This is a genomic window from Jannaschia donghaensis (assembly GCF_001403795.1).
In the GTDB taxonomy this organism is placed as follows: Bacteria; Pseudomonadota; Alphaproteobacteria; order Rhodobacterales; family Rhodobacteraceae; genus Jannaschia; species Jannaschia donghaensis.
Genome location: NZ_CXSU01000012.1, coordinates 1,212,705 through 1,225,918, shown reverse-complemented (window position 1 = coordinate 1,225,918; position 13,214 = coordinate 1,212,705). Strand labels below are relative to the sequence as shown.

The window sequence follows — 13,214 nt, the reverse complement described above, 5'->3', positions numbered from 1 at the left end:
CGAAATATAAACAACTTCGTCCGTTCGCGGTTTTCCGCTTTACCCCCGCAGGGCGCCTGATACCGTTTGTGCCAAGCGCCCGCCAACAGGCGCCTTAAAGGGAGAGAGAGAACCATGAAATTCATGACAACCGCCGCGACCGCGCTGGCCCTGTCCGTGCCTGCCGCGACCGTTTTCACCGCCGCGAACGCCGACGGCCACACCGGCTGTGACGATGGTGAAATCGTCGTCAAGTTCAGCCACGTTACCAACACCGACCGTCACCCCAAGGGCATCGCCGCCTCGCTTCTGCAGGAGCGGATCAACGCCGAGATGAACGGCACGATGTGCATGGAGGTCTTTCCGAACTCCACGCTCTACACCGATGAGCAAGCGCTCGAGGCGATCTTGCAGGGTGACATTCAGCTTGCCGCACCGTCGCTGTCGCTGTTCGGTCCGTTCACCAAGGTGTTTCAGGTCTTCGATCTGCCCTTCATGTTCTCGGACATCGCTGCGGTCGACGCTTACCAGGCCTCCGACGACGGTCAGGCCCTGCTCGACTCGATGCAACGTCGCGGGCTTCAGGGTCTTGGATTTTGGCACAACGGCATGAAGCAAATGTCGGCCAACGTGCCGTTGGAGATGCCGGAAGATGCCGCCGGTCTCAAGTTCCGCGTGCAGCCCTCGGACGTTCTCGTGGCGCAGATGGAAGCAATCGACGTCTCGCCGCAGCCGATGGCCTTTGCCGAAGTCTACGGCGCGTTGCAGCAAGGCGTCGTCGACGGTCAGGAGAACACCTGGTCCAACATCTACGGCCAGAAGTTCTTCGAGGTGCAGGACGGGATCACCGAAACGAACCATGGCATCATCGATTACCTCGTCGTGTCCTCCGTCGACTGGCTGGACAGTCTCGACGATGACGTGCGCGAGCAGTTTCTGACGATCGTTGGGGAAGTGACCGAGACGCGGAACGCGGAATCGACGGCGGTGAACGAAACCGCCAAGGAAGCCATAATCGAGGCCGACGGCGTCGTTCGTCAGCTGACGCCCGAGCAGCGGACCGCCTGGGTCGAGGCGATGAAGCCCGTCTGGGATCAGTTTGCCGGTGATATCGGCCAGGACGTGATCGACGCGGCGTCGAGCTACTCGGAGTAAGGGCTCCGGCCCGATACCGCCCCGGGCCATGCCACATGGCCCGGGGCATCGCGCAAAATGGGGGGGATACGACGATGGCCAAACGCTATGAGCCGACCGGCCGCGTCGGGCGCGCCGTGCATTCGTTCGAGGAAACGGCGATCGCGCTCCTACTGGGGTTGATGACGCTGCTGACCTTCGTGAACGTGGTGCTGCGCTACATCTTCAACGCTTCCATTATCTGGTCGCTGGAGGTCATCCTGATCCTGTTCGCCTGGCTGGTGATCTTCGGTGTCAGCTATGCTTTCAAGATCACCGCACATCTGGGCGTCGATGCCGTGACGAACCTGCTGCCCGACCGGGGAAAGCGCGTCTGCGCGTTGATCGCCGGGGCGGTGACGATCGCTTATGCCTTCCTACTGCTGAAGGGATCGTGGGATTACTGGGCCCCCTATGCCGCGCTGAACCGGACGACCGGGCCATACGAATGGCTGCCCACCGGGTTCGAGCAAACCCGCGACGCGGCATGGTACGTCACCGATCAGGTGCCGCCGGTGCGGTGGCTGTTCGGCTGGCTGGAGCCGCTGATCAATCAGGGGGAGGAATACGAAAAGCTGCCCCGCGTGATCCCCTACGTCATTCTGCCCGTCGGATCTGCGTTGATCCTGTTCCGGGTGATCCAATCGGTCATCGCCATCGCCCGCGGCGATCGGATGAGCCTGATCGTGTCCCACGAAGCCGAAGACGATGTGGCCGAGGCGGCGGCGGCGCTCCAGTCGCAGCCTCCGGGTGCGGTCGATGTCGCGAACGTCACACGCCCCCGTCCGCTGGTCGAGGCGGCACCCTATGAAACCGTCGCCCCGCGTATCCCCGCGAAAAGAAAGGTCTGAGTTATGGAAGTCGTCCTTCTTTTCGTGATGATCATCGGCCTGCTGCTGCTGGGCGTGCCGATCGCGGTTTCCCTGGGCTTCAGCTCGATCTTCTTCCTGCTGGCGTTTTCGGATACGTCGCTGGGGTCCATCGCGCAGTCGTTCTATCAGGCGATGGCCGGGCATTACACGCTGCTGGCGATCCCGTTCTTCATCCTGGCGTCCAGTTTCATGTCCACCGGTGGTGTGGCGCGGCGGATCATCCGCTTCTCCATCGCCTGTGTGGGTCATTTCCGCGGCGGTTTGGCCATCGCGGGTGTGTTTGCCTGCATGATGTTCGCGGCCCTTTCGGGTTCCAGCCCGGCGACGGTCGTCGCCATCGGTACCATCGTGATCGCGGCGATGAAGCAGGCGGGCTATACCAAGGAATTCGCCGCCGGGGTCATTTGCAACGCAGGCACCCTGGGCATCCTGATCCCGCCGTCCATCGTGATGGTCGTCTATGCTTCGGCCACGGATGTATCAGTTGGTCGGATGTTCTTGGCCGGTGTCATTCCGGGTCTGTTGGCGGGGTTCATGTTGATGGTCACGATCTATGTGATCGCGGTGAAGCGGAACATGCCCAAGGGGAAATTCGCGGGCTGGGGCGAAGTGGGCGCATCGTTCCGCGACGCGTTCTGGGGCCTGATGCTGATCGCGATCATCATGCTGGGCATCTACGGCATTCCCGGTGTCACGGGCGCGATCTTCACGCCGACCGAAGCCGCCGCCGTCGCGTCGTTCTATGCCTTCCTTGTGGCGATGTTCGTGTACCGCGACATCGGGCCGCTGGCCGCGCGTCCCCCGCAATCCGCCGGGGCCGCGGTGGCCGACGGGCACCTGATCGAAAGCACGCCCAAGTCGTTGCTGTCGCATCCGCAGGCCCTGCTGACCGCGTTCTTCCACGAGGATACGCGCAACACTCTGCTGGACGCGGCCAAGCTGACCATCACGTTGATGTTCATCATCGCGAACGCGCTGATCCTGAAGCACGTGCTGACGGACGAGCAGATCCCGCAACACATCGCCAACACGATGCTGGGCGTGGGGCTGGGGCCGATCACCTTCCTCATCGTGGTCAACATCATCCTGCTGATCGGCGGTCAGTTCATGGAGCCGTCGGGCCTGCTGGTCATCGTGGCGCCACTGGTGTTCCCGATCGCGATAGAACTGGGCATCGACCCGATCCACCTGGGCATCATCATGGTCGTGAACATGGAAATCGGGATGATCACGCCGCCCGTCGGCCTGAACCTGTTCGTCACATCCGGCGTGGCGGGCATGTCGATGATGGCGGTCGTCCGCGCGGCCCTGCCGTTCCTGGCCGTGCTCTTCGTGTTCCTGATCATGGTGACCTACATCCCCGCGATCTCGACCTGGTTGCCGAATTCGGTGATGGGGCCGGAGTTGGTGATAAAGTAGCGGGGCGATCCGCAGGGATGACGAAGGGCGGCCCGCCGGGGTCGCCCTTCTTGTTTCAGGACGCGGCCAGCGCCTCGACGATGGGCACGAAATCCGCGGCCTTCAGGCTCGCCCCGCCGACCAATGCGCCGTCTACGTTCGTCAGGGCGAAAAGCTCTGCCGCGTTCCCGGCCTTGACCGATCCACCATAAAGCAACGACATCTCCGGTCCGACGTGGTCGCGCAGCGCGTCGTGGACTTCGGCCACCTGGTCGGGGCTGGCGACCTTGCCGGTGCCGATGGCCCAGACCGGCTCATAGGCGATGATCGTATTTTCTTCCGTTGCACCACCCGGCAGGGAACCCTCGAGCTGGGCGGTCAGCACGTCAAGCGTCTCGCCGGCCTCGCGCTGCTCCAGCGTCTCACCGATGCACAGGATGGCGCGCAGCCCGGCGGCCCAGGCGGCTTCGGTCTGCGCCCGGACATCATCATCGCTTTCGCCGTGATCGGCGCGGCGTTCAGAATGTCCGGTGATGCAGTATGTCGCGCCGGCATCTGCCAGCATTGCGGCCGAGATGTCGCCGGTATGCGCCCCAGACGCGGCCGGGTGACACGATTGGCCCCCGATCCGAAGATCCGTGCCCTGCGCCGCAAGGGTCAGCGGCCCGATCAGCGTGGCAGGGGGGCAAAGGATCGTCTCGACCGCTCCGGACGCGGCGGCAATGGCACCGGCCTCCGGCACCGCTTCGAGCGTTCCGTTCATCTTCCAGTTTCCGGCGGCGATCTTCTGGGGCATCTCGTCTCTCCTGTATTGCGACAGGGATAGCAGATGCGGGGTCTAGATCACAGGCGCGGCGCACCGCCCGCGGGGACGTCCAGGCTTTCGTCGAACTTGATCGACTCGCCGCAGCCGCAGGCATCGACCACGTTGGGATTGCGGAACTTGAAGCCCGATTCCAGCAGCGACGTCTCGTAGTCGATTTCCGTGCCGAACAGGAACATCTGCGCCATCGGCGCAATCAGAACGCGGGCGCCGCCATCGACTTCCACCACTTCGTCGTGGGTTTCGGCCTCGGCCACGTAATCCATGGTGTATTCCATGCCCGCGCAGCCACCCTTCTTGACGCCGATGCGCAGACCGGCCGCATCCTGCTTGGCCATCAGCCGCGCGATCTGCTTGGCGGCAGCGGGCGTCACCGTCACGGGGGATTGTCCTGGAATGGCAAACATCGGGCGTTCTCCTTGACCGATATCTAATCGCCGCCGGACCCGATCTCAAGGGCCGGGGATCACGCGGCGTCGGCCACGGCACTTTGCGGATACAGCGCTTCATCCTTGTCGAAAACTTCGTTCGCGCGGACCAGCAATCGCTCCCGCACCTCGCAGGCCACTTCGAACGATGTGTTGGCATCGGCGCAGGGCACGTTGAACCACACGTCTATGCCAAGCGTGTCTTGACCGGCGACGTTTACGGCCATGTCGTCCAGATCGCCGAGGTTCTGACCGATTTCGGTCTCCTTCACCTCGCGCACGACGTCGAAGAATGCCTGGCGCAGGCGTTCCACGTCGGCGCGGGGCGACAGCTTGAGCTTGATGACCCGCGTCATCTCCGGCTCGACCAGCGACCAGTTGCGGAATGCCTTGGACACGAATTCCTTCACGGGCACTATCATCCGGGTGCCTTCCCAATGGCGCAGCTGCACGAACGTCATGTGGATGCGTTCGACATGGCACAACTCGCCTTCGAAGATGATGCGGTCGCCGACGCGCGCCGATTGGTTCAATGCGATCTGAAGGCTGGCCATGATGTTGCCCAGCACGTCGCGGGCCGCGAACCCCATCACGAGTGTCAGCGCGCCGGCGGATGCCAGAAGCGACAGGCCGATGGAGCGGAAGATGTCGGCGGTGGACAGCACGATCCCCGAGCCGATCAGCACGACGAGAATCACCAGGATCCGCTTGGCGGCATTCAGGCGCGTTGCCGCCACACGACTTTCGGCGCGGTCGGGGGCGGTCAAGTCGACGTCGTCGCCCGGCGCGATCAGCGTGTCCATGATCGCTTCGACAACATTTACGATCAGCATCAGGACGGCGGCGACGAAGCCGATCGCGATCAGCGGCCCGATGAACAGATCGATCTGGCCCGAGAAGACGAAGAGGTTCCGCGTGATGGAGGAGATGAGGATGGCGACCGACGCCACGACGAGGGGGGTCGAAATCGCATGCAGAATGCGCGACGGCAGGCCCGACGCCGCAAATGTTCGGTTTGCCCATTTCAACGTCGCGCGCACGAAATATCCAAGACCGCCCGCCGCGATCAAAAGAAGTGGCAGGCCCAAGATTTCCCACCACATCAGGCCCAGAAACGCGTCTTGGCGCAGGACCGATGGCAGATTCTTCTCAAAGGCTTTGGGGCCATAGACCTCGTACATGGCGTCGATGTCCGCGACCGTTTCGCGCGGAAAGATCCAGAACGGGGTTCCGTTTTCGCCGACTTTGACGCGGTTCAGGCGGATCGCGGATGGCACCGGGTCCAGGCTGACGTCCCGCAGCAGAAGCGAGCGGCGCGGCTCTCCGGCCTGGGCTTCGTTCTGGCCACCGCGTGCCTGCAAGGCGTCGGGGCGCTGCAGGAACGTGGACCAATCGATGACCGCCTTGCGTTCGAGCAGTTGGAACAGTTTCTCGGCCAATTCCGGGCCTTGAACGGCCTGATCCGCGACGGCGAGGTCGGACAGGTCCAGAAGATGCGCGGCGCTGGCCCAATCCTCCGCCGCTGCAGCGCGGTAGAAACTCTCCATCGCCGTGCGTGGCGTCCGCCGGTCGACGTCTTCGGGCAGGTCCGAGAGACCCGTGTTCACCGCGTCGACAGCAAACCACGGATCTTGCTGAGCGTGAGCGGCGGTGACGGAGAACAGGCAAAGGATGCCGACAAGGGCACTACGGAAAAGGCATGACATGTCGGCGAAACACGCCAGAGGAAATCAGGTTCCCTCCGGCGTGAAGGTTCGTGGCGTGAGGGTTAATCGAGACCGAGGCAGTTCGCGTAATAGGTGACCGTCGCCGGCCAGTCGGAGAAGATACCGACCACGCCGACGTCCTGCGCCAGAACATCGACCAAGTCATAGGTGACACCGTCGTTATCGGTCACATCCTCGATCGATTGATAGTACCACCCGCCGCCATCGTTCAACGGACCGGACCGTTCCAGCGACCATGCGATCATGTTCAGGCCGGCGGCCTTCGCCTCGGTCGCATAGACGGACGGCACGATTTCCCCGTCCTGAACCGTGACCAACATCCACAGGGGTGGGGCGATGTAGTTCACACCCATATCGGCCAGTTCGGACATCGTCGGCTTGAAGGTGGACGCATCCATCGGGTCGATCAGGCCTTCGTCCGCGTCCTCCGCCTCATATCGGTCATCCAGATAGACCGCCTGCGCGCCGAAGTCGGGCTCGTTCTCGATCCAGTACAGGATGTCGTCGAGGTTGAAGGACTGCGCCCAGACATCCGACGCCGGGACGCCCGCGGCTTTGTATTCATCGATCAGTTTTTGCGCGTAATCCTGTTGGCTGAAGCCTTCGTGCGGCATGTCCACAACGGGAGATTTCAGTTCGGGCGTGAATTTCGCGCCAAGCGCGCGGAACAGCTCGATCGACTCGGCATGGGTCATGATCGTCGTGCCGTTGCCATACAGCGCCGTGCGGTAGTCCGCGATCCCGCCCTGATAGTCCTCGGCGGTGATGGCGCTGCCGTCGGCAGCGTCCATCTTGGGCGACAAGGTGCGGTATTCGGCCAGCGTGATGTCCGACGTCCGGCATTCCGCCGTCGCATCCTCGTCGCCGCTGGCCGGTGTGAAGGCGGTCGCGCAGGTGTCCGCCAGGTCGGACACGAGGATATCGGTCGTCGTGTGCAGGTCGTTTTGCGCGTGGCGGCAGACCAGTTCGTGATCTTTGGTGAACGTCACATCGCATTCCAGAATACCCGCGCCCATGGACGCCGCGGCGACGTTGGATTCGACCGTATGTTCGGGAAACATCAGGGGCGCGCCGCGGTGCCCGATGGAAAAGTTACTGCGCGTCGGCGTCTGGCCGGAGCAGGCCTGCAGCCGGGTCTTCAGATCGCCCTCGTCCATCTGACTGATGAGCCATGCAGGGCGGGGACCATAGCTGAGCCCCGTGTCGGTGGCATGGGTCTCGGCTGCGGCGGGGGTCGCGATAAGCAGGGCGAGTGCCCCCAGACCTGGTCGAATTTTCATGGATGTCTCTCCTGGATCGATGTGACGACCACATCGGGCCCAGTGGTGAACCTGTCGTGACCGGTGGGTGAACGAAAGATGACAACACAACGGCGCAAATATACAAATGCCCGCCACGACAGTGCAGGGGGCACGGCCGTCGTGGGCGAATGGAGCGTAGCGCTCCGCCTCCGGCGGGATAGGTCGTCCCCCCGAAGCGAGGACGCCTCTCGCGAAACATCCTCACGGTCGAGTGAACGCCATGTTATGCATCGGTCACAAGTGTTTTCGCAGAAAAACGGGTTTCCGTATCGACGCGAACCAATCCCGGCCCGATCGCGCACAGCGTGCGCCGGACCGGCCGGTGCGTTACATGAAGCCCAGTTCCAGCCGCGCCTCGTCGGACATCATTTCCATGCCCCAGGGCGGTTCGAACACCAGATCCACGTCCACGTCTTTCACGCCCGGTTGCGCCAGGACGGCATCGGCGACCCAACCCGGCATCTCGCCGGCGACGGGGCATCCGGGGGCCGTCAGGGTCATGATGACCTTCACCGAATTTTCGGGATCGATATCGATCGTGTAGATCAAGCCCAGATCGAAGATATTGACGGGAATTTCGGGGTCGAACACGGACCGACAGGCATCGACCACCGCCTCGTGCAGGGGGTGATCGGTCGTCGAAGGCGCGATGAGCGGTGTGCCCTCGAGGCGCTCATCGGTCTGGGAGGAGGCGTCGGTCATGTAATGAACCCCTGAATTGGTCGACTGAAAAGATAAGGATTGCGACCGGGGGCGTAAAGGGGCATCGGCCCCCGATCGCGCAGGGCGGCCCCGAGAGGACCGCCCGTGGGCTGGATCAGAACCGGTAGTTGAGGTTCAAGCCAACGGTCGTGGCCGTTGCATCCGTTCCGTCGGCATCGTCGAAATCGTCGAAGTCATGGTACATCGCTTCGGCACCGAAGGTGACGTTCTCGGTGATGAAACGCTCATACCCCAGACCGGCGAAATACCCGTCGGTGTCGCCGATCGAGTTCGTGTCGGCCTGTGCGTAGCCGGCCAGACCGTAATACAGCGCGGCGCCGGTCGTGATACCGTAGCGGGCACCGATGCGTAGGACGTTTTCGACCTCGATGTCGGAATCTTCCAACTCGATCTCGCCGAAGTCGTACTGAACCAGACCGCCGAACACCTGGCTGCCGCGCTGGAAGTCATAGCCCGCGCGCAAACCGTAAAGGCCGCCGTCGTCGTCGAGTTCGACATCGCCATCGGTGCTGATGTCCGCATAGCTTCCTTGCGCACCGATATAGGCACCGGACCATTCATAGGCGGGCGTCGGCTCCACGAAGACCGGCGCGGGGGCCGGTTCGGCGACCGGGGGTTCGATGTTGCCGGCAAACACCGGCGTGGCCGCAAAGGGAATCATCGCGAGAAGAGCAAGACGTTTCATGGGAGAACTCCTGTTTGTTATCCGACCCCTTGCCCGGGGCCGCTTCCGCCGACGTAGGAACAGAATCGCGGGCCGTCAGGTCGTATCGTCGTGAGCGGCGCGGGATGGCTGGTTTTGGCCAGATTGCGATCATTATGGGCAAAATCCCGCGCAGCTTTTGTAACACGTGGCTGGGGGTATCTTGTACGCGGGCCCCATCGTTCCAATGACCCTGCGGCGTCCGGATTGGTGGCGGGGCGCGCGGACGCCTGCTATGGCCCGCCGACACCGCGCACAAAGGCAGGCCCGCGAATGACCGACCGCATTTCCTTTCACCTGGACGCCACCGACGGCAAGGCCCGGACCGGCAAGATTCAGACGACACGCGGTGCGATCCGCACGCCCGCCTTCATGCCCGTGGGCACGGCCGCGACGGTCAAGGGGATGATGCCGGAGTCGGTGCGCGCGACCGGGGCCGACATCCTGCTGGGCAACACCTATCACCTGATGCTGCGGCCCACGGCGGAGCGTATCGCGCGGCTGGGCGGATTGCATGGTTTCATGAACTGGGATGGTCCCATCCTGACGGATTCCGGCGGGTTTCAGGTGATGAGCCTGGGCGCATTGCGCAAGCTGGACGAGGATGGGGTGACGTTCAAATCCCACATCGACGGATCGAAACATCGCCTGACGCCCGAGCGTAGCATGGAAATCCAGGCCCTGCTGGGGTCGGACATCGTGATGTGTTTCGACGAATGCCCGGCCCTGCCGGCGGACCGCGACCGCATCGCCACATCGATGGAGCTTTCGATGCGGTGGGCGAAGCGGTCCAAGACGGCCTTCGGCGACCGACCCGGACACGCCCTGTTCGGTATTCAGCAGGGCGGGTTGGAGCAGGACTTGCGCGCCCAATCGGCGGACGCGCTGCGCGACATCGGGTTCGACGGATACGCCATCGGCGGTTTGGCCGTGGGCGAGGGGCAGGCGGCGATGTTCGATTGTCTGGACTATGCACCCGATCAGCTGCCGGTGGACAGGCCCCGCTATCTGATGGGGGTGGGCAAGCCGGATGATATCGTGGGGGCCGTCGCGCGCGGTGTGGACATGATGGATTGCGTGTTGCCGTCGCGGTCGGGCCGCACGGGGCAGGCGTTCACGCGCAGGGGCGTGGTCAACATCCGAAACGCGCGTCACGCGGACGACCCGCGCCCGTTGGATGCGGAATGTGCCTGTCCGGCCTGTTCAAGCTATTCCCGGGCGTATCTGCACCACGTCTCTCGATCTAAGGAGATGATCGCGGGGATGCTGCTGACATGGCATAATTTGCACTATTATCAGGATCTGATGGCCGGAATGCGGGGCGCCATCGCGGCGGGCACATTCGACGCATGGCAGGCGGTTTTTCATGCGCGGCGGGCCGAAGGCGACGTGGAGCCGATTTGAAATAATTTGAAATAACGGTATTCGCCTGTCGCGGATTGGCCGTGTTCCAGGGCGCAAATTCGTCACGCTCCCGTGGAAATGGATGGTCGCGGTCTTGTCCCTGGGTGTGCAAACCAACAGGATGTTGCGAAACGGAAGCGGAACATCGCAGGTTGAAGGTGTCGGGCCCAGGCCCCAAATAGGACTTCGATGACGGAAGGATCCCAAGGCTGCCGTATCCGGGGCGGGATTCCTTTGCGAAAGGATATAATATGACGACTTCCATTCACCCGGTGCTGCCGCTGCGCGACATCGTGGTTTTCCCGCACATGATCGTCCCCCTGTTCGTCGGCCGCGAGAAATCGGTCCGCGCGCTGGAGGAGGTGATGGCAGACGACAAGCAGATCCTGCTGTCGAGCCAGGTCGATCCGTCGGTGGACGAGCCCGAGAGCGATGGCATCTACCGCGTTGGCGTGCTGGCCAATGTGCTGCAACTGCTGAAACTGCCCGACGGCACCGTGAAGGTTCTGGTCGAGGGCCGCAGCCGCGTGAAGATTCACCGCTTCCTTGAAAACGAGCATTTCTTCGAGGCCGAGGCCGAGGAATTGACCGAGTCGAACGGCGATCAGCCGACGATCGACGCCTTGCTCAAATCCGTCTCCGACGAATTCGAGCGCTATGCCAAGGTCAAAAAGAACATCCCCGAGGAAGCCCTGGGTGCCGTGCAGGAAGCGCAGGATCCGGCCAAGCTGGTGGATCTGGTGTCCGGTCATCTGGGCATCGAGGTCGATCAGAAGCAGGAGCTTCTGGAGCTGCTGACCGTGTCGGAACGCCTTGAGAAGGTGTTCGGCATGATGCAGGGCGAAATGTCCGTCCTACAGGTCGAGAAGCGCATCAAATCCCGCGTCAAATCCCAGATGGAGAAGACGCAGCGCGAATATTACCTCAACGAGCAGATGAAGGCGATCCAGAAGGAGCTGGGCGACGGCGAGGACGGCGAGGGCGAAGTCGCCGAGCTGGAGAAGCGCATCGCCGAGACCAAGCTGTCGAAAGAGGCGCGCGACAAGGCCGACGCCGAGATGAAGAAGCTCAAGAACATGTCGCCCATGTCCGCCGAAGCGACGGTCGTGCGCAACTACCTCGACTGGATGCTGTCGATCCCGTGGGGCACCAAGTCCCGCGTCAAGAAGGACATCACCAAGGCGCAGGCCGTCCTCGACAAGGATCATTACGGTCTGGAAAAGGTGAAGGAACGCATCGTCGAATATCTGGCCGTGCAGGCCCGTTCGACCAAGCTCAAGGGGCCGATCTTGTGCCTTGTCGGGCCGCCGGGTGTGGGCAAGACCAGCTTGGGCAAATCGGTCGCCAAGGCCACGGGGCGCGAATTCATTCGCATCTCGCTGGGTGGGGTGCGCGACGAATCCGAGATCCGCGGCCACCGCCGGACCTATATCGGGTCGATGCCGGGCAAGATCATTCAGGCGCTGAAAAAGGCCAAGACGACCAACCCGCTGATCCTGCTGGATGAGATCGACAAGATGGGCAACGATTTCCGGGGCGACCCGGCGTCGGCCATGCTCGAAGTGCTCGATCCCGAACAGAACGGGACGTTCGTCGATCACTATCTGGAGGTCGAATACGACCTGTCGAATGTGATGTTCCTGACCACGTCGAACTCCTACAACATGCCGGGCCCGTTGCTGGACCGGATGGAGATCATCCCGCTGGCCGGCTATACCGAGGAGGAGAAGGTCGAGATTGCCAAGACCCATCTTCTGCCCAAACAGGTCAAGAACCACGGCCTGCGCAAGGGCGAGTTCGAGCTGACGGACGATGCGCTGACAGCCATCGTACAGACCTACACCCGCGAGGCGGGCGTGCGAAACTTGGAGCGTGAGATCGCCAAGGTCGCGCGCAAGGCTGTCACGCGGATCGTCGGCAAGAAGGACAAGTCGGTCACGGTCTCGGCGGAGAACCTGGACGACTTCCTGGGGGTCAAGAGGCATCGTTACGGTCTGGCCGAGCTGGAGGATCAGATCGGTGTCGTCACCGGGCTGGCCTATACGTCCGTCGGCGGCGACCTTTTGCACATCGAAGCGCTGCGCCTGCCGGGCAAGGGTCGGATGAAGACCACCGGCAAGCTGGGCGACGTGATGAAGGAGAGCATCGACGCGGCCAGCAGCTATGTCCGCTCCATCGCGCCGCAGATCGGGATCAAACCGCCGAAGTTCGACACGATGGATATCCATGTCCACGTTCCGGATGGTGCGACACCCAAGGACGGGCCAAGCGCGGGTCTGGCGATGGTCACATCCATCGTGTCTGCCCTGACGCAGATCCCGGTGCGCCGCGATATCGCCATGACGGGCGAAGTGTCGCTGCGCGGCAACGCGATGCCGATCGGGGGCCTCAAGGAGAAGCTGTTGGCCGCCCTGCGCGGTGGCATCAAGACGGTCCTGATCCCCGAGGAGAACGAGAAGGACCTGGTCGAGCTGCCGGACAGTGTGAAGAACGGGCTGGAAATCGTGCCGGTCAAGCATGTGTCCGAAGTGCTCAAGCTGGCCCTGACCGGCACGCCCGAGCCGATCGACTGGGACGAAGCGGCAGAGGAGGCCGCGGCACTGGCGGCCAAGGCCGCACAGACCGGGGCAAGTGGCGCGACCGCACACTGACCTTACCCAAACTGACGATCGGGGCACCTTCG

11 protein-coding genes are annotated in these 13,214 nt (G+C 62.9%); 5 read left to right on the top strand and 6 right to left on the bottom strand.

Going from position 1 to position 13,214, the window contains the following annotated elements:
• The first annotated feature begins 114 nt into the window (after window positions 1-114).
• From JDO7802_RS15320 to JDO7802_RS15310, 3 genes are all read left to right on the top strand, one after another.
• Window positions 115-1,134: a DctP family TRAP transporter solute-binding subunit gene (locus tag JDO7802_RS15320; RefSeq protein ID WP_055086804.1), complete on the top strand. Its 1,020-nt coding sequence runs from the start codon at window positions 115-117 to the stop codon at window positions 1,132-1,134.
• Between the two features lie 74 nt (window positions 1,135-1,208).
• Window positions 1,209-2,003: a TRAP transporter small permease gene (locus JDO7802_RS15315; RefSeq protein ID WP_083481261.1), complete on the top strand. Its 795-nt coding sequence runs from the start codon at window positions 1,209-1,211 to the stop codon at window positions 2,001-2,003.
• 3 nt (window positions 2,004-2,006) lie between these two features.
• Window positions 2,007-3,443 (top strand): TRAP transporter large permease, encoded by a 1,437-nt coding sequence (locus tag JDO7802_RS15310; protein WP_055086803.1) that lies wholly within the window; start codon window positions 2,007-2,009, stop codon window positions 3,441-3,443.
• Window positions 3,444-3,498: 55 nt separating this feature from the next.
• Here the strand turns inward: JDO7802_RS15310 and tpiA are convergent, their stop codons facing one another.
• The 6 genes from tpiA to JDO7802_RS15280 form a co-directional block, all read right to left on the bottom strand.
• Window positions 3,499-4,218 carry a triose-phosphate isomerase gene (gene tpiA / locus JDO7802_RS15305; protein ID WP_055086802.1) on the bottom strand — a complete coding sequence of 240 codons (720 nt, stop codon included), beginning with the start codon at window positions 4,216-4,218 and terminating at the stop codon, window positions 3,499-3,501.
• Between the two features lie 47 nt (window positions 4,219-4,265).
• A complete protein-coding gene (locus JDO7802_RS15300) occupies window positions 4,266-4,652 on the bottom strand; it encodes a HesB/IscA family protein (RefSeq protein WP_055086801.1) in 387 nt (128 codons plus the stop codon).
• A 59-nt stretch (window positions 4,653-4,711) separates the two neighbouring features.
• Window positions 4,712-6,280, bottom strand: coding sequence for a mechanosensitive ion channel family protein (locus JDO7802_RS15295; protein ID WP_187298159.1), 1,569 nt, complete (start codon window positions 6,278-6,280; stop codon window positions 4,712-4,714).
• 161 nt (window positions 6,281-6,441) lie between these two features.
• The gene (locus JDO7802_RS15290; protein WP_083481193.1) at window positions 6,442-7,680 is read right to left on the bottom strand and encodes a glycerophosphodiester phosphodiesterase family protein; all 1,239 of its coding nucleotides are present in this window, start codon (window positions 7,678-7,680) and stop codon (window positions 6,442-6,444) included.
• 348 nt (window positions 7,681-8,028) lie between these two features.
• Window positions 8,029-8,403 carry an SUF system Fe-S cluster assembly protein gene (locus tag JDO7802_RS15285; RefSeq protein ID WP_055086799.1) on the bottom strand — a complete coding sequence of 125 codons (375 nt, stop codon included), beginning with the start codon at window positions 8,401-8,403 and terminating at the stop codon, window positions 8,029-8,031.
• Between the two features lie 115 nt (window positions 8,404-8,518).
• Window positions 8,519-9,109, bottom strand: a complete 591-nt coding sequence (locus JDO7802_RS15280; RefSeq protein ID WP_055086798.1) for an outer membrane protein — start codon at window positions 9,107-9,109, stop codon at window positions 8,519-8,521.
• Between the two features lie 291 nt (window positions 9,110-9,400).
• On the opposite strand from JDO7802_RS15280, the gene tgt reads away from it, so the two are divergent.
• Together tgt and lon are read left to right on the top strand one after the other, a co-directional pair.
• Window positions 9,401-10,531 carry a tRNA guanosine(34) transglycosylase Tgt gene (gene tgt / locus JDO7802_RS15275; RefSeq protein ID WP_055086797.1) on the top strand — a complete coding sequence of 377 codons (1,131 nt, stop codon included), beginning with the start codon at window positions 9,401-9,403 and terminating at the stop codon, window positions 10,529-10,531.
• A 251-nt stretch (window positions 10,532-10,782) separates the two neighbouring features.
• Window positions 10,783-13,182 carry an endopeptidase La gene (gene lon / locus JDO7802_RS15270; RefSeq protein ID WP_055086796.1) on the top strand — a complete coding sequence of 800 codons (2,400 nt, stop codon included), beginning with the start codon at window positions 10,783-10,785 and terminating at the stop codon, window positions 13,180-13,182.
• Window positions 13,183-13,214 lie beyond the last annotated feature (32 nt).